The organism is Ferdinandcohnia jepli (assembly GCF_047246645.1).
GTDB lineage: Bacteria > Bacillota > Bacilli > Bacillales > Bacillaceae_L > Ferdinandcohnia.
Genome location: NZ_JBFOKR010000006.1, coordinates 195,273 through 211,867, shown reverse-complemented (window position 1 = coordinate 211,867; position 16,595 = coordinate 195,273). Strand labels below are relative to the sequence as shown.

Genomic DNA, 16,595 nt, shown 5'->3' with positions numbered 1-16,595 from the left:
CTTTACGATGAGTTTTTTCAATAATACAATTATTACAAATACGTAAGAAAAATACTGTCGAATATTTACTAAATTTTTAGATAATTTATGCTACTATTTCCCTGGAAATGACAAAAAAAGACACAGTTCTTATGAACCGTGTCCTACCTTCTTTTACTAGTTGTCGAGTTGTTGTACTTGGAAAAGTTTGAAATAATGACCTTTTTTACTCATTAATTCATCATGCGTCCCTATTTCGACAATTTCTCCGTGTTCGATCAGGACAATTTTGTCGGCATGTGTAATTGTTGAAAGTCGGTGTGCGACAATGAAAGTGGTTCGGTTTTTAGCTAGTTTTTCTAGCGATTCTTGAATGAGATGCTCACTTTCTAAATCCAATGCAGATGTCGCTTCATCCCAGATCAGTAGAGGAGGATTTTTCAAGAATACCCTAGCTATTGATATTCGCTGTTTCTGACCACCTGAAAGCTTAACGCCACGTTCCCCGACCTTTGTATCATAACCTTGTGGTAGGCTCTCTATAAACTCGTGAGCATTGGCAGCCTTAGCTGCTTCGATTATTTCCTCATCGCTTGCATCAGGTTTTCCAATACGGATATTGTCTTTCACCGATTCACTAAACAAGAAAGTATCCTGAAGTACCATTCCGATCTTATCACGAAGGCTTCTTGCTCTAAATGAACGGATATCTGTTCCATCTATCTGAATTTCACCTTCTGTAACATCATAAAATCTAGGAATCAAGCTAACAAGAGTTGACTTTCCTCCACCACTCATTCCTACTAAAGCAACTGTTTCCCCGCTATTAACAAATAAATTCACATTTCGCAGGACATTCTGTTCCTCATCCTCGTATGTAAATGAAACATTTTTAAACGTTACATTACCTACTATATCCTTACACTCAATTGCGTTTGGTCTATCTTCTATATCATACTTCTCATCAACGAATTCAAATACACGATCCATTGAAGCTAAGGCTTGCGTTAATGTCGTAGAAGAGTTAACAAGTCTTCTTAAGGGGTTATAAAGCCTATCAATGTATCCAACGAAGGCAACTAGCGTACCTACTGTCAAATCGCCTTGTATGACTTGGTAACCCGCATACCCAATGACAAGTAGTGGAGCAACGTCAGTAATGGTATTAACAACAGCAAATGTCTTTGCATTCCAACTCGTATGATCGAGTGCTTTTGTAAGAAAATTACTATTTTGTTTATCAAATTGCTTTTGTTCGTGGTTTTCAATCGCAAAGCTCCGTATTACAGGAATTCCTTGCACACGTTCATGAAGATATCCCTGTACCTCAGCCAATGCCTGTGACCTTGCTCTTGTTAGGTTTCGAAGGCGGCTATAAAAATACTTAATCGAAAGTCCATATAGAGGAAAGAGTATTATCGATACGATGGTTAGTGGGATGTCCATTGTAAACATAATGATAATTGCAATTACAATCGTAAACAAATCTAACCAGAGATTCATTAATCCAGTAATAACGAATGCCTTCGTTTGTTCTACATCATTAATAACTCTCGAGATTACTTCTCCTGCTCTTGTGTTTGCATAATATCGCAAACTTAACTTTTGAATATGGTCAAAAAGTTGATCACGAATATCATATAATATTTTACTTCCTACCCATTGCGCATAATATTGTCTGTAATATTCCACTGGTGGTCTTAGGACAACGAAGATAACTAGCATAATACCCATCGCCCAATAGAGATGAGTTAGCTTTTCATTACTCGTAAGGTCCTTTGCTCCGATGACATCATCAAGTACATATTTTAAAAGCAATGGAATTAATAAGGGAATTGTAAATTTTATAATTCCTATTAAAATTGTTAGTACAATCTGAAACCGATATGGTTTCACAAATTTCATATAACGTTTAGTACTCCCCAAACCATAAACCTTCCTTCATGTTGCTGTGTTTAAAATGACAAACTCTGTAAGTTTTTCCTTCCCACCAAAGTAAAAACCTGTTGTCTAGTTCAACAGGTTTTCGTAATAACTAACTTCGATAGGTTAAATACCGTTCATACCAAATATCAATAAAGTCTGGTGCAAATGGACCTTTTCGTCCACGAATCCACTGGATAAGCTTGTCTACATTATTTTTTAAAATTTTATCAATTACATCCGGGTAATTCATTTCACGACGATGACGTTCATACTCATCTTCATCTAAGAGAATGTATGTCATATCAGGGAACACCTTTATGTCTAAATCATAATCGATGTATTTTAATGCCTCGTTATCAGCAATAAATGGAGAACTAATGTTACAGTAATAATACACACCATCTTCTCGAATCATCCCAATAATGTTAAACCAGTGGCGTGCATGAAAATAGCAAATTGCAGGTTCACGGGTAATCCATGTTCGACCATCTGATTCCGTAACTGTTGTACGATCATTACCACCAATTACTAGACTTTGCGTCCCTTTTAGAACTTTGGTTTCTTCCCAAACCCGATGGATATGACCATTGTGTTTATAGCTATGTATTTGTATAGTATCTCCTTCCATGGGAACACCCATATTCTCTCCCTCTTTCACTTTTGGACGCTTTGTTTCATATTTCTATTTGAATCTCTTCTAGATGTGAGTAAAACAAAGAAAAACCATTTTCTATTATTATAACGGTTAGAGGGATATTTTATCAAATATACCATGTCGTATTTGTGTTCAGATTTTTTTCAATCTTTGTTGATTCCAGTAAATTAGTTCAAATCTATTATAAACAAAAGAGCCACCGTATTTTAACGATGACTCATTACTTATCCTATACAGTTTGGTGCAATCGTTCTTGATAGGAACGAATAACCTCCTCAGTTTGTTGCTGAAATAAATTATGAATTTGTAACAATTCATCCTTCATATGTTTAATCTCTTCTTGTATTGATTGTAACTCCGTTTCCTTTTGTAGTTCTGCTAATTCTAATTCAAGCTGCTGACATCTCTCAATTTCGGATTGAATAAACAGAAGTTTATCCATTGTTTTTAGCTGTTCACCAACAAGGTTATCAAAATTGCTCATAATGTTGCACCCTCCTATTGTCTATGAACCCTCATTATTGTTATATCCTATTATTTCTGTATGTAGACTTAATTTCCTTTGACTTTATATGTTGAGAATTAGGAGGTTTTGTCGTTTGAAATAATGAGTCCAGTGGTAAAATAAAATGGCTTTTTTAAAAGATTGTTGGTATTTCCTTTTTTCCTTTGAGACATAGGGGTACAAAATGCATCAGATTTAGGAGAAAACAGACATTAAAAAACACTTCCTAACGTATGTAGGAAGTGTTGCTTGTACTAAGTATTATATGGGTGTATTAGCCTTGTCCTTTGTTAGACTGAGACTGTTGGTTTTGGCGTCTTACTTCTTGAGCGTTAGTTTCGCTAGCAAATTCAGTTCCGAATTGACCACCAGCACCTTGAGATTGAGCGTTTTGTTGTCTCACTTGTTGAACGTTAGTTCCAGATTGAGTTCTGTTTGGTTGTTTAGCCATTTGTAATCACCTCCACGACAATTAATTTGTCCCAGAAGTGATTTGATTATCCCGAAAAAATAATTTTTCTCAAAATAAAATTTCCAGCCTATACAAGTAGTGATCTACCGCCATCTACAATAATGGTCTGGCCTCTAATCATACTGGCTTCTTCAGTTAGCAGGAACATAACAACATTTACTAAATCCGCAGGTTCGACCATCCGACCAGCTGGAGTATTCTTTCTCGCATCCTCAAGTAACTCCTCACGATTTGGAAAATGTGTCAGTGCTTCGGTATCAACTGCTCCACCTGAGACTGCGTTTACAACGATATTCTTTGCTGAAAGTTCTACAGCCAGATAACGGGTTAAAGCTTCTACTGCCGCTTTAGAAACACCAACTGTAGTGTAGTTTTCTAGATAACGAATGGAACCTAGTGAACTAAGCGAGATAATTTTACCTCCACCATTTTTTTCCATTCTTTTCGCAGCCTCTTGTGCGCAAAATAAAAGTGCTTTGCTATTGATATCCATTGTCCAATCCCAATGAGATTCTTCTAGTTCCATTGCGGGACGTAACACTCCTGATGCTGCATTATTCACTAGAACATCTAAACGACCAAAGGTTTCATCAATTTGAGTAAACATATCCTTAATCTTTTCAGGTTTACCTACGTTTGCCTTGACAACCATCGCTTTTTGTCCAAGTGCTTCAATTTCTGCTGCAGTTTCAAGTGCAGCCGTTTTACTTCTAGCGTAGTTTACAACGATATCATATCCTGATTTAGCTAAACGTAATGCAATTGCTTTTCCAATTCCCCTACTACTTCCTGTAACTAATGCAACTTTTGATGACATATGTACAACTCCTTTTGTTTGTCATTTTCACCTTGCCTATTTACCACAGTTTGCTTTTTTTTCAGTAAATTCTTAAAAAACCCCCTCAAAAAAAATCAGTGACATTGTCTTATACAGCAAGGTATGTGTCCTAAATTTGTCTTCAAATTCCACATCTAATTTAATTTGAAGACAATTGTTTAATAAAATAATTAGGATAATTTTGCTTATTTTGTATAAACTTATTAATTGAAAAGAGATAAAAAAATTGACGCTTCATTTAAAAAGGAGGGTAATTGAATATGTATGTTGGTCGCGATATGACTCATTTATCAATGATCCCAAAGAGTGAATGGAAGGAAAGTGAACTTGCTTTTTTCCATCATTCACTCCAACAAATTGTTCCATATCTTAATGCCGAAGGTCAATCTATTCATCGTGAAATCATTCAAGAAATTGAATCCCGTGGTGGTTTTCGCCACTATGACGCAGATTATACTCATGGTTCTAGGCTGTCTTATGATTAGAGAAAGATTTATAAAATATTTTATTCCCTTGAGCTTTCTCATCTGTCGAGAAAGCTTTTTAATATGCGCTGATGGGATACCGGGAATGTAAATTGTTGTAATTCCTCTAAGTTAACGAGTCTAAGCGAGTCGGATTCTACTACATCATTTACACTTCCTACAAAAACGGTAATATTCCATACTAAATGTGAGAATACATGTTGTATCGTTGTATATGCTTCTCCAATTGATGCTTCAATATCATAATCTGACTGTAAAAACTCCGTTAACTGCTCTTTTTGGGTGAAAAATTCCGAAACTGTTTCATGGTTTGGAAATTCCCAAAGATTTGCCAGTAGTCCTTTATTAGGTCTTTTATGAATTACAAATTGATCTTTATCATTTTTTAACACAACAGCAGCCATTGATACAGCTTTAGGAGCCTTCTTTTTAGTTTTAACAGGGAGCTCCTTTTGAACACCTTCTGCAAACGCCTTACAATGGTCCTGAACAGGACATAATAAACAAGCAGGATTACTAGGAATACATATTAACGCACCTAACTCCATCAGAGCTTGATTAAAAGCGGATGGATCTTCCTTAGAAATGAGTTCTCTCACAATATCTTCAAAAAGTTGCCTTGTTTTTGGTTTTGCAATATCATCCCAGATGGATAATATCCGAGATAATACTCTCATTACATTACCATCAACGGCTGGTTCTGGTATGCCATATGCAATACTTAGTATAGCACCAGTTGTATATGGTCCAACACCCTTTAAACTAGAGATTTCCTTTACTGTACTGGGTACTTGTCCACCGTACTGTTCTGCTACCTCCTTAACCGCAGCCTGAAGATTTCGAACCCGTGAATAATAGCCCAGACCTTCCCAAGCCTTTAATACCTTTTCTTCATCGGCGTGTGCCAGGTCTTCAATGGTCGGAAATGTTGAAATAAAGTTATTAAAATAGGGTATAACTGTGTCTACCCTAGTTTGTTGTAGCATAATTTCAGAAACCCACACTTTGTATGGATCCTGGTCCTGCCTCCAGGGGAGGTCTCTTTGTTCTTTTTCAAACCAGCTGATTAAATCCGCTTGAAATTGTTTGATTGAAAAATTTTCTAATGCGTTCATTTATCTATTCACAATTCCTCTCACATGGTGGTAAACTTATTAGAAAAGCGCAAGCGCCTTGATCAGCCCCGACAAGCGCTGGAACCCTGACGAGGAGGCTGTTGCCGCCGCAGGAGGGGTGAAGCGACCTCGAGGGGCTAGGCGCTGGAGCTAGACACTAGAATAAATTGAGAGCATTTTAAATATATAAAATGCTTGATCTCTAAATAAACATTACGCGCAAAACCACAAATTACATTACCTCACTACATGAATCCCTTTATGAAATTAGAAAGTTTGGTTACATTAAAAATAAATAAGTGTGAAAAGGAGGTCCACGCTTGGATACAGGAACACACGTAGTTATGGGTCTTGCTTTAGGTGGGATTGCTACCTTGGACCCTACAGTAACAGTAAATTCAGCAACAACTACTGCTGTCATATTTGGTACCCTAATTGGCTCACAGGCACCAGATTTAGATACGATTCTAAAATTAAGCAACAATGCTCATTATATACGAAACCATCGTGGGATTACCCACTCGTTACCAGCTGTTTTACTATGGCCACTAATTATCACAGGAGCACTTTCCTTGTTTTTTCCAGAAGCAAACTTATTCCCTTTATGGCTATGGACATTTATTGGAGTTATCTTACATGTTTTTGTAGATATCTTCAATGCTTATGGAACTCAAGCCCTTCGTCCTTTTTCGAATAAATGGGTTGCATTAGGCGTTATCAATACGTTTGACCCTTTTATTTTTCTTGTCCACATTCTTGGAATTATTATATGGAAGCTTGGCGTTCATCCCGGAGTAACCTTTTTCACTGTCTATGCAGTACTTATTCTTTATTATATCATTCGTTTTCGAATGCGAAATAAAGTTGAAAAAGCTATTCGAGCAAAGGTCGACCATATCACTGACATCATTATTTCACCGACATATCGGTTTAATCAATGGCATATTGCGGTAGTAACCGAAGGGTATTTTTATGTAGCACGCTCAGTAAAGAACGAAATCATTATCCATGAACAATTTGTAAAGCGGCCGATTCCTGATACACCAGTCATAAACGCTGCTGTTAAAGATAAAAACCTATCTGCCTTTTTATCCTTTTCCCCAGTATATCGTTGGGAAATAGATGATTATGATGATTACTATGAAGTACGGTTTATTGACCTACGTTATCGTAGTAAAGGACATTATCCTTTTGTTGCGGTTGTTCAATTAGACCAAGATTTGACTATTATTAATTCATATACTGGATGGATATTTAGTGAAGAAAAACTTCGCAAAAAGTTAGAACTTGTTCCAAATTAACCCTCAATTGAGGGTTTTTTATTTTCATGCAACAATTTTATAAAATTCGTTTATCAGCATGTCTTTAAAAATTAACAAGTGTACTGTTACACTTCTAATATTACCATTAATTCACGCATGCTTTTTTACATGATTCAACTGATATAACCTATACTATAAGTACGTGTTTAAAGGGTAAATCCTTTTTACACGATATCTTTTGCTTTTTAGGAGGTATTCGCATGCGGAATAAAAAAAGAGGCTTCCCAAATCAAGAAAGCAATAAATTTGAGGGTGAACCTAGAGCAAAAGCAGAATATGCCTCACGAAGAGCAGATGGTACGATTAACACTCATCCACAGGAACGAATGAAAGCTTCAAGTGAACGACACGACTTTTAAAAGTAAAGTACTGTAAGAAGTCAAACTCGAAACTACTTGGAGGTGCGTTTTGTGGGTAACAAGGGATATAAGAGAAACAATTATAACAATCCTTTCCAACAAGCTTGGGCTAACCCAAAACATGCTTGGGCACAAGTAAATGGTGAAACTCGAAGAACACAAAACCTCATCATTTTAGAGCACCAAACAAGAAAACAGTCATGATTGGAAAAACCAGAGAGCATGCCTCTCTGGTTTTGTTATTCCTTGATTAATAATGAAATTGGTAATGCTTCTTCTGTACTTTCCTGACCGACACGGTGTCCCCATGCAAAAACACCATTCATATAGTTTATTTTAAAATAACTTCCAGGATCACCATCTATTTCATATATTTCACCTGATTTAAAGTCCTTTGGATTTAACAAATATGCTTTTGCCATTGCTGCTTTTCTTTCTAGTACTGCTAACTCATTTACAATTCCTAGTTGTTCTGCTTTTCGTGCTTTTTCTTTAAGAGTTGCGATTTCCTGATTTAATTCGTATTCAGTCATTTGGCTATAACGCTTTTCTTGCATGTTAGTTCCCATCCTTTATGTGTTCAATCAATTTTTCAATAAGTTCAATGTTAAAACCTTTTCGGTACAGGGATTGCTTCATTTTCTGCTCATACTCCCAGCCTTCCAGCTTCTCGTACTTTCGATGTGCCTTTATTCCGTGATGTAGTACCGCTTCCCATTCCTCATCAATGTCCTTTTCAACAGAAACCTCTTCCAAAGCAATTTGAATAATATCCCACGTAAACCCTTTTCGCTGTAATGCTGTCTCAAGTTTTTGAATCGTGAGTCTTTCTGATAACTTAGCTGTTTTACTTAATGTTTTTTCAACAAGTTTTATTGCTGTTTGGATTTGTTCCTCTTTTGAAAAGAGTTCTAAACTTTGTTCAATAAGGTCCCGATTTATCCCTTTTTCATATAATTCCTGTTTAATGACTTCAGGTCCTTTGCTGGTCGTGTTTATTTGTGTTTGAACATACGCTTTGGCAAATTCTCCATCATCTACGTATTTATAGTCTACGAGTTTATGTATAACATCTGGAATAATCGGCTCATCTATTTCCTTTTTCTTTAAATAATCGATGATTTCTTGTTTTGATCTCATACGATAGGACAAGTAAGTTAGCGAAAGATTAAATGCTTTTTTCACTTCATCCTCAAATTGAATTTCTGTTATATCAAGCTCATCTAACTCCATGCCCTTCTTCAATTGAAACGAGATAAATACATCCTGGTCAACACTAAACGCATATTGCTCATCAAGAAAAATATTATACCGTTCTATATTCTTCTTTTGAGTTGTTATCTTCGTAATAATGGCCATTTTACACACCTCCCTTTTATAGTAGCACAAGATTTTAAAGGATAAATGTGAAAGTTATGGAATATGTAGAAAAAGGATTCTTTCGAAGGAGGGTACGTTATGAAAATTGCGATTGCGGGTGGCACAGGATTTGTTGGCAAAGCACTAACAAATTATCTCCTACAACAGGGGCATAGCGTATATATATTAACTAGGAACACTTATAATCGTCATTCAGAGGAAAACATAACTTATGTCGAATGGCTCACTGATTCGAGTAACCCGGAAGCACACCTATCTGGGATAAATGCTTTTATTAATTTCTCTGGAGAATCACTAAATAGTGGTAGATGGACGAAGGAACGAAAACAACGCATTATTGACAGTCGCCTTGAGGCAACCCGCGAGGTAAATAGGATTCTTTCGATATTACCTACTAAACCTGAAGTTTTACTAAATGCGAGTGCTATCGGGATATATGGTACTTCACTAGAAGGAACCTACACTGAGGAAACTTCACAAAAAGGAAACGACTTTTTAGCAAATACAGTTGAAGCATGGGAAAAAGAAGCTGCCCAAGCAGAAGAGCTTGGGATGAGAGTTTGTTTTCTGCGTCTAGGTGTTGTCCTCGGTAAAGAAGGTGGGGCATTAGGTCGGATGGTTCTTCCTTATCGCTTTTTTGCGGGCGGAACTATTGGTACAGGACAACAATGGCTTTCTTGGGTTCATATAGACGATGTAATCAGATCAACTGACTTACTTCTACACAAGAAAAACATCTCTGGACCAGTAAACCTGACCGCACCCAATCCAATGAAGATGAAGAATTTTGGAAAAACGATTGGAAAGAGCCTGGGACGGCCGCATTGGTTACCCGTACCCGGATTTGCATTGAAACTACTTCTGGGAGAAATGAGTATTTTGGTTTTAGAAGGACAAAGAGTGCTTCCACAGAAATTGCTAGAGAATGGATATGAGTTTACCTATGAAACAGCGAATGCTGCTCTGGAGAGTATTTTATAAGGAAATATTGGTTCTATGAATTAAGTTAGTTGGTTATGGATCTATCGGATCTATCGTACTCTGCTCTTGGCTTTTTCTTATGAGGCCGGACATAATATGGATTTCCTTGCACCTCGCTTCAATCTTCCATCTAGCAGGGACCGATTACAGTTCTATCGTACCCTGCTCTTAGGTTATTCAAATCTAACTGGGACTGCTTTCCAACAACCCTTCTGACATAAATTCATATCAGCAGGTGCAAATAGTTCACTCTCACCCTCTTAGCGTAATATCAATCGAAATAGGAACCATATACTATCAATAAAAGCTAAAAGAAAGATAGGAGTTCACCACTAATGAAAAAAACAATTTTTAAAAATGCTTGTGTGTATCCGATAACATCGGAAAAGATCGACAATGCCGATGTCATTATAGAGAATGGAAAAATAGTAAATATAGGACATAACCTCGTTACGCCTGAAAATGCGGAGGTTATCGGTTGTCATGGTAAGTATTTGTTCCCTGGTTTTATTGATGTTCATACGCATCTTGGTTTATATGATGAAGGTACCGGTTGGGCAGGTAATGATGCGAATGAAACCATCGATGTCCTTACTCCACATATCCGGGCCTATGATAGTGTTCATCCGTTAGATATTGCTTTTCAGGACGCAATCCAGTCAGGTATTACTACTGCTCATATCATGCCTGGAAGTGCCAATGTGATTGGCGGTACCACTTCTGTTATTAAAACTCATGGAAAAAATATTACTAAGATGCTTCTCCAAGAAACCGCAGGGCTCAAAATCGCATTGGGTGAAAATCCGAAACGAATTCACAGCCTGGGCAATAAGGATTCTATAACCCGAATGGGTATTATGGGTATGCTTAGGGATGCTTTTTATAAAGCAAAGTATACGGATGACATTGATGACTTAAAAATGATACCTTTGATTCAAGCACTCAAGCGTGAAATTCCTGTTAGAATTCACGCACATCGTGCAGATGATATTTTATCTGCTTTACGATTTGCAGATGAGTTTAATCTTGATATCAGGATTGAGCATTGCACGGAAGGTCATTTAGTTGCTGAAGAGTTAAAGGAGCGAAATTTAAAGGTATCAGTTGGCCCAACACTGACACGTAGATCTAAAATTGAATTAAAGAATAAGAGTTGGAAGACCTATCAGGTTTTAACAGATGTTGGGGTTGAAGTATCCATTACAACGGATCATCCTTATACACCGATTCAATATCTTAATGTCTGTGCTGCAATTGCAGTTCGTGAAGGATTAGATGAGCAAAAGGCGCTAGAAGGAATAACGATTTCACCAGCCCGAAATTTAAATGTCGAGCATGCCGTTGGTAGCATCGAAATCGGTAAAGATGCAGATTTAGTAGTTTGGAACGAACACCCATTTCACTTCCTGGCAAAACCAGAACTAACTATGATAAATGGGGAAATTGTCTTTCAAAAATAAAAGGTTCGACACCTTCTGACAATGTTAAATAAGAAACGTCGAAACTTCCAATAATTTGATAAAAAAAATAATAAAAATCCTATTTATTTTTAAAGAAATATCGAGTATTATACTTAAGCAGAGCAAATTTGAAATATAAAAATTCAAGCCTACTCGGCTAAATTTATTTCCTAACTAACAACTATATATAACTTAAATTTGACCAACAATTGTTGGTTATCTTTAGGGAAGGCAAATGGTGCGCCACCAGTTTCTCTGGTTCTAGTGGGTTCGATTCCCACCCCGAAATTTTTTATCATTACAAAAAATTTCGAGGGTGGAATCGTTCAACACGAGTCTGTCCTCTTTGGAGGGGAAACTGATGCTAAAAAAGCGTGAACTTCAAGATAGTCAAGCTCTTTATGACTTAATGGTGCACCCGGATGTCTTCCCATTTGTGCGTCATAAAGCTTATTCTTATGAAGAATTTCTATTTTTAACAAAGCAAACGATTGAAGCGGAAGAGCGTGGTGAATTGATTTCACGAACCATTTTAGACGAATGGGGCTCTCCAATCGGGACAATTAACTTATTTGATATTCAAGACAATGCAGGTTTTCTTGGCACATGGCTTGGTAAGCCATTCCATGGTAAAGGATATAATCAACCAGCTAAAGATACCTTTTTCTCAGAGCTATTCTACGAGTTAGACATTGATACAATTTTTATGAGGGTCAAAAAGGTTAATGGCAGATCTACGAAAGCCGTTCAAAAGCTACCATATGTTACTTTAGCTAATGAGACACGAAAACATATCTTTGATAAGCTTAATGCTGAGGGAGATATATATAATTTGTTTGAGGTTTCAAAAGATTTGTATACACTTCATACAATGCGCATTGGGCATTTTACCGAAGAAGAGCATCAACTTAAAGAAGCATAATCTTAATAACCAAAGCCTGTTATATTTTTAACAGGTTTTTTGTTTGGATTTTTTTAGTAATGGACAAAATAATAGTACATTACATGAAAGTGAGGAATTGTAGATGGCAAAAGAAAAAAAGCGTGATAAATCAAAAAGCACACTAAGTAGTATGCAGGAGGTTTCTTACTCTCGAGACTTTAAAATGGCTGACCAGGCTGGCGGTTTTACTGCGAAACAGGCGCGTCATTAATCACATCTACGATAGAAACAATATTCTTCCACTTATGAATTGATTTAGTTAGGCCATCCTATAAATGAGCAGGTTGCATGGCAGCCTCTCTATTTTTTCAGGGGTGGTGTTTTTTATGGGAAGAGCTCATGGACATAAAACACGTGACAAAAATAAAGCAAAACTACCTCAGGTACCTAAAAATATGAAGTCTGACGGTCGCGACGTAGAATTCTCACGTGAGCTTGCTGATCAAGACGACTTAGAAGCATTGGCTCGTTCTAACGCCGCAGATGCAAGAGCAAAAAAACGAATGAAAAAAAATAAATAACATCTCAAGCTTAGTAAAGGGACTGTTCAATTTCGGACAGTTCTTTTTCTAATTTCTGCTACTTGTTTACCCCCTATTACTCACCTTCAGTTTCGATTCATTTAGCAATAGACAAAGTACCCTTACATATATTTAATATTGTCATTTTTTCATTTTCACAAGACAACTAGTACTAAGGTAGTAGAACATGTTCCATTGTTAACGCATATGATGGAACGACTCCTTACTATACATCAAATGGAGGTGTGAAATAATGGAGTATACAATTACAAGAGATTATATTCGTCTTGGAAATTCACGTTCTGGGCAGAAAATCTCGAAAGTACGCTTTATCGTCAGTCATGACACAGGTAATCCTGGTTCAACTGCGTATGGAAACCGAAATTATTTTGACCGCCAACAGCCTACTGCATCCGCTCATACATTCATTGACGACAACTATATTCTTGAAATAATTCCATTAAACGAAAAAGCATGGCATGTCCGTTATAATGTTTCAGCAGATAATGAGCGTTTTGGTGATGATGCCAACGATGCAGCTATTGGTGTAGAACTTTGTCACGGTGGTAAAATAAATTTCCAAGAAGCATATAAACGATACGTTTGGTATCATGCTTATTTATGTGACAAGTTTGGTTTAGATCCAAGAAGACATATTGTTGCTCACAGTACTCTTGACCCTGCAAGAAGATCTGACCCTCAAAATGCTTTACGGCCTAGAGGTATTTCTTGGGAAGAGTTTATCAATGATGTTCAAGCTTCACTAAATCGTGACTTCAAAGGCGTAGAGCCTCCTGAGCCTTCCCCAACTCCAGTTGTAGCTGGTGTATCGACTCGGCTTCCAATTAAAGAAGGAGATCGAGGTCCGTTTGTAAAAGAAATTCAACAAGACCTTATAAAAGCAGGATTTGCATTGCCACGCTATGGTGCCGATGGCAGCTTTGGTCCTGAAACCGAAAATGCAGTCATGCGGTTTCAAAAGCGTTATGGACTAGTGGTTGACGGCCTTGTAGGACCAAACACACTTGCTAGGCTCCAAGAAGTGCTCCGACAAAGTAACTCTGATGATGACTTTCCGCTACCTAATGTTGTATTACGTAGAGGGGATACCGGTGAAAATGTACGAATGCTTCAACGTGCTTTAAAACACCTTCGATTTGATCCAAAACAAATTGATGGCAGCTATGGTCCTCAAACCGAAGATGCAGTTAGACGGTTCCAGTCTATGTTTGCGGCGTTAAAGGATGATGGCATTTTTGGACCTAATACAAGAAAATATATGCGCATGGAATTGAACGATTGAAGACCCACTGAATTTAGTGGGTTTTTTTTTACATTCTATTAATTCGATGATCTCTTGATTAGGTCCCTGATAGAACACTATCGACCAACCATTGTTTAGAACTAACGGACCCTCAATTGGTAATAAGTTTGAAATTGCTAGTTGTTCCATCCAATTTGATAAATCTGAAACCTGCCAAGAAAAGTGAATTGTTTTAGTATCTAGAGTCGGTTCTTTTTCCTCTGGTTCAACTAACTCAACAATAATTTCTTCACTTTTTAAAAAGACAACCCTTTCACCTTCTAACTCCAGTAACTGTTCAACACTAAAGTCAAAGCAATTCTTATAAAATCGGATTGACTCCTCCATATTTTGCACTTGAATGCCAACATGATGCCACTTCATTGTTTTGTCTCATCTCGAAAAATTAAGTTCATATCACCAAATTCGTGCCATAAATATTCATGCGCTACCGCTATCTGATAACATTTTTCTAAGTAGTCTTTTCTTACAAAAGCAGATAGTAAATCAAGATGACTTGCCTCTGGTTCATGGAGTCCTGTTAACAGACCATCAATAACTTTTAATGAGTACCCAGATGTAATATATAAGTCAGTTACTCCCTCTCTTGCCTTCACTACCCCACCCCCATCAACAGCCGATTCAAGTGCACGAACAACTGTTGTGCCAACAGCTATTACACGTCCTCCATTTTCACGCGTTTTATTCACTAGTTGAGCTGTTTCAGGAGGAAGTATATACGGTTCAGGGTGCTTATTTGGAGTCGGCCACTGGTCATCCCCATAATAGCTTAAGCCTGCATGCAGTTGTAAAAACGCGAGATTTATACCTTGCTTTTTTAATTCCTGTAAGAGTTTCCAGGAAAAAGCTCTTCCTGCAGAGGTCATTTCAACTGAACCAGGAATAGTAGCATAAACTGTTTGATAGTTATCCAAGGACCATGGCTGGTTGATATATTCGTATCGAATTGGCTCACCATACTTGTAAAACATGTTAATTAAGTCGGTTTGGCCTTTTGAAAAGTGAAGCCTTACAAGTGGCTCCTCACTTCCGTAGTCTGCAATAATCGCAGTAACTCCCTCATAAAATTCAATACGTTCACCTATTTGTTTTGAACCATTTACAACCAATACATCCCATTCGTTTTCCGAAATTTTTCTAGATAATCGTATTTCAACTGGTCGGTCACCTTGTCTCCCATACAATACACAAGGAATTGTACGGCTACTATTCATTACAAGAAGGTCACCTTTTCTTAGGTGCAGTCCTAGATTTTTAAATGTATCGTGCTGAATTGTTGAAGTACCATCCATCACCATAAGTCTAACACTATCTCGTGATACTCCCCTTCGTTCAGCCGGTATAGTAGCGTTTAAATGTGCAGGTATTTCAAATTGAATTGTTTCAACCATTAGAGAGCACCCTCACTTTCATATTCAAAGGATTGTGCTTCGTAGCGTTTACCGTTACTAGACTTGGATTGGTCAGAAGCCAGGTAAAAGAAAACAACCAGCACATCATTTGGATTAGCAAGTTCATAATCACAATCCGGAACAGCCTTATCATGCATGTCTGTATCCATTTCTCCGGGGTCCACCATATTAATTCGAACATTCGTGTCCTGCAGTTCATCAGCCCATGTTTGCGTTAAACCTTCGACTGCAAATTTCGAAATCCCATATGCTCCCCATTCAGCAAATCCAGTTCTGCCAGCCTCAGACGTCACATTAATGATAGAACCTTGATCTCTCATTAACATTCCAGGGAGGACTCGTTTAGTTAGTAAAAAAGGATTCATAACATTTACATATAGAACTTCAGTAAAGTCTATATTGGGGTAATCCAGTAACAATGAAGGTCCCGGTCCGAAGATGGAAGCATTGTTAATTAACACATCTACTCTTCCATACACATCTTCAACAATTGACACGAACCTTTCAACATCTCTCTCTTTTGCAACATCTGCCGTTACAGCAATTACCTCTGCACCTAGCCTTTCAATTTCTTCTTTTACTTCATACAATTTTGTTTCTCCTCTAGCACAAATCGCAAGCCTCGCTCCCTGCTTAGCAAACGCTAAAGCTAGTGCTTTACCTAGACCCTTAGATGCCCCTGTTATCATGACAACTTGATTGTTTTTCATTTCTAATCCCCTTCCTTATCACTTGTTGAACTAAGTATAAATTGAAATAGGATTTAATAAATCGTGATAACGAGGGAGACCTTTCTACAAAAATGGGAGGAAACAAATATCAGACTTTAGATGTAGACATAATTTTCCCCAATCAAATGCGCCTTGGCGTATTTGCGCCCGATTTTTTTCGAGCTTGCTCGAAAAATTTCCTTTTAAA

Annotated in this window: 21 protein-coding genes and 1 pseudogene; 11 read left to right on the top strand and 11 right to left on the bottom strand. The window is 37.3% G+C overall.

Going from position 1 to position 16,595, the window contains the following annotated elements; all coding sequences use genetic code 11:
* Positions 1-156: 156 nt before the first annotated feature.
* From AB3M96_RS08370 to fabL, 5 genes are all read right to left on the bottom strand, one after another.
* Positions 157-1,905, bottom strand: a complete 1,749-nt coding sequence (locus AB3M96_RS08370) for an ABC transporter ATP-binding protein (RefSeq protein WP_412967129.1) — start codon at positions 1,903-1,905, stop codon at positions 157-159.
* A gap of 109 nt (positions 1,906-2,014) precedes the next feature.
* Complete coding sequence (gene ntdP / locus AB3M96_RS08365; protein WP_412967128.1) at positions 2,015-2,545, bottom strand: nucleoside tri-diphosphate phosphatase; 531 nt, start codon at positions 2,543-2,545, stop codon at positions 2,015-2,017.
* 244 nt (positions 2,546-2,789) lie between these two features.
* Positions 2,790-3,044 (bottom strand): YgaB family protein, encoded by a 255-nt coding sequence (locus AB3M96_RS08360; protein ID WP_412967127.1) that lies wholly within the window; start codon positions 3,042-3,044, stop codon positions 2,790-2,792.
* Between the two features lie 295 nt (positions 3,045-3,339).
* Entirely contained in the window at positions 3,340-3,516 is a 177-nt protein-coding gene (locus tag AB3M96_RS08355; protein WP_412967126.1) for a gamma-type small acid-soluble spore protein, read from the bottom strand.
* An 88-nt stretch (positions 3,517-3,604) separates the two neighbouring features.
* Positions 3,605-4,354, bottom strand: a complete 750-nt coding sequence (gene fabL, locus AB3M96_RS08350) for an enoyl-[acyl-carrier-protein] reductase FabL (RefSeq protein WP_412967125.1) — start codon at positions 4,352-4,354, stop codon at positions 3,605-3,607.
* A 281-nt stretch (positions 4,355-4,635) separates the two neighbouring features.
* Between fabL and AB3M96_RS08345 the strand changes: the two genes are divergently transcribed.
* Entirely contained in the window at positions 4,636-4,860 is a 225-nt protein-coding gene (locus AB3M96_RS08345) for a hypothetical protein (RefSeq protein WP_412967124.1), read from the top strand.
* 38 nt (positions 4,861-4,898) lie between these two features.
* Here the strand turns inward: AB3M96_RS08345 and mutY are convergent, their stop codons facing one another.
* On the bottom strand, positions 4,899-5,975 hold the full coding sequence (mutY, locus tag AB3M96_RS08340; protein WP_412967123.1) for an A/G-specific adenine glycosylase: 1,077 nt from the start codon (positions 5,973-5,975) through the stop codon (positions 4,899-4,901).
* A 320-nt stretch (positions 5,976-6,295) separates the two neighbouring features.
* Here mutY and AB3M96_RS08335 point away from each other — a divergent pair, with 320 nt between their 5' ends.
* The 3 genes from AB3M96_RS08335 to AB3M96_RS08325 all read left to right on the top strand — a co-directional run bounded on the left by AB3M96_RS08335 (position 6,296) and on the right by AB3M96_RS08325 (position 7,860).
* Positions 6,296-7,276, top strand: coding sequence for a metal-dependent hydrolase (locus AB3M96_RS08335; RefSeq protein ID WP_412967122.1), 981 nt, complete (start codon positions 6,296-6,298; stop codon positions 7,274-7,276).
* A 221-nt stretch (positions 7,277-7,497) separates the two neighbouring features.
* Positions 7,498-7,656, top strand: a complete 159-nt coding sequence (locus AB3M96_RS08330; RefSeq protein WP_412967121.1) for a small, acid-soluble spore protein K — start codon at positions 7,498-7,500, stop codon at positions 7,654-7,656.
* A 51-nt stretch (positions 7,657-7,707) separates the two neighbouring features.
* Positions 7,708-7,860: a YpzG family protein gene (locus tag AB3M96_RS08325; RefSeq protein WP_412967120.1), complete on the top strand. Its 153-nt coding sequence runs from the start codon at positions 7,708-7,710 to the stop codon at positions 7,858-7,860.
* Positions 7,861-7,895: 35 nt separating this feature from the next.
* On the opposite strand, the gene AB3M96_RS08320 is transcribed toward AB3M96_RS08325, so the two are convergent.
* On the bottom strand, positions 7,896-8,213 hold the full coding sequence (locus AB3M96_RS08320; protein WP_412967119.1) for a YfhH family protein: 318 nt from the start codon (positions 8,211-8,213) through the stop codon (positions 7,896-7,898).
* A 1-nt stretch (position 8,214) separates the two neighbouring features.
* A complete protein-coding gene (recX, locus tag AB3M96_RS08315) occupies positions 8,215-9,015 on the bottom strand; it encodes a recombination regulator RecX (RefSeq protein WP_412967118.1) in 801 nt (266 codons plus the stop codon).
* 99 nt (positions 9,016-9,114) lie between these two features.
* Here recX and AB3M96_RS08310 point away from each other — a divergent pair, with 99 nt between their 5' ends.
* The 7 genes and pseudogenes from AB3M96_RS08310 (at position 9,115) to AB3M96_RS08280 (ending at position 14,244) form a co-directional block, all read left to right on the top strand.
* The gene (locus AB3M96_RS08310) at positions 9,115-10,017 is read left to right on the top strand and encodes a TIGR01777 family oxidoreductase (protein ID WP_412967117.1); all 903 of its coding nucleotides are present in this window, start codon (positions 9,115-9,117) and stop codon (positions 10,015-10,017) included.
* A gap of 335 nt (positions 10,018-10,352) precedes the next feature.
* The gene (locus tag AB3M96_RS08305) at positions 10,353-11,477 is read left to right on the top strand and encodes an amidohydrolase (RefSeq protein ID WP_412967116.1); all 1,125 of its coding nucleotides are present in this window, start codon (positions 10,353-10,355) and stop codon (positions 11,475-11,477) included.
* Positions 11,478-11,838: 361 nt separating this feature from the next.
* On the top strand, positions 11,839-12,399 hold the full coding sequence (locus AB3M96_RS08300; protein WP_412967115.1) for a GNAT family N-acetyltransferase: 561 nt from the start codon (positions 11,839-11,841) through the stop codon (positions 12,397-12,399).
* Positions 12,400-12,502: 103 nt separating this feature from the next.
* Positions 12,503-12,631 carry a YfhE family protein gene (locus tag AB3M96_RS08295; RefSeq protein WP_412967114.1) on the top strand — a complete coding sequence of 43 codons (129 nt, stop codon included), beginning with the start codon at positions 12,503-12,505 and terminating at the stop codon, positions 12,629-12,631.
* Positions 12,632-12,746: 115 nt separating this feature from the next.
* A complete protein-coding gene (locus tag AB3M96_RS08290; protein ID WP_412967113.1) occupies positions 12,747-12,941 on the top strand; it encodes a YfhD family protein in 195 nt (64 codons plus the stop codon).
* Between the two features lie 250 nt (positions 12,942-13,191).
* A pseudogene (locus AB3M96_RS08285) lies at positions 13,192-13,695 on the top strand (peptidoglycan recognition protein family protein); the annotation flags it as partial.
* A complete protein-coding gene (locus AB3M96_RS08280; RefSeq protein ID WP_412967158.1) occupies positions 13,684-14,244 on the top strand; it encodes a peptidoglycan-binding domain-containing protein in 561 nt (186 codons plus the stop codon). The pseudogene AB3M96_RS08285 and the gene AB3M96_RS08280, both read left to right, overlap by 12 nt.
* On the opposite strand, the gene AB3M96_RS08275 is transcribed toward AB3M96_RS08280, so the two are convergent.
* From AB3M96_RS08275 to AB3M96_RS08265, 3 genes are read right to left on the bottom strand one after another with little or no spacing between them, the layout of a single operon-like run.
* Positions 14,179-14,628, bottom strand: coding sequence for a VOC family protein (locus AB3M96_RS08275; RefSeq protein WP_412967112.1), 450 nt, complete (start codon positions 14,626-14,628; stop codon positions 14,179-14,181). The two genes, AB3M96_RS08280 and AB3M96_RS08275, sit on opposite strands and share 66 nt — an antisense overlap.
* The gene (locus tag AB3M96_RS08270; RefSeq protein WP_412967111.1) at positions 14,625-15,656 is read right to left on the bottom strand and encodes an S-adenosylmethionine:tRNA ribosyltransferase-isomerase; all 1,032 of its coding nucleotides are present in this window, start codon (positions 15,654-15,656) and stop codon (positions 14,625-14,627) included. The genes AB3M96_RS08275 and AB3M96_RS08270 overlap by 4 nt, the downstream gene beginning before the upstream one ends.
* Positions 15,656-16,387, bottom strand: coding sequence for an SDR family NAD(P)-dependent oxidoreductase (locus AB3M96_RS08265; RefSeq protein WP_412967110.1), 732 nt, complete (start codon positions 16,385-16,387; stop codon positions 15,656-15,658). Before AB3M96_RS08265 ends, AB3M96_RS08270 begins: the two co-directional genes overlap by 1 nt.
* Positions 16,388-16,595 lie beyond the last annotated feature (208 nt).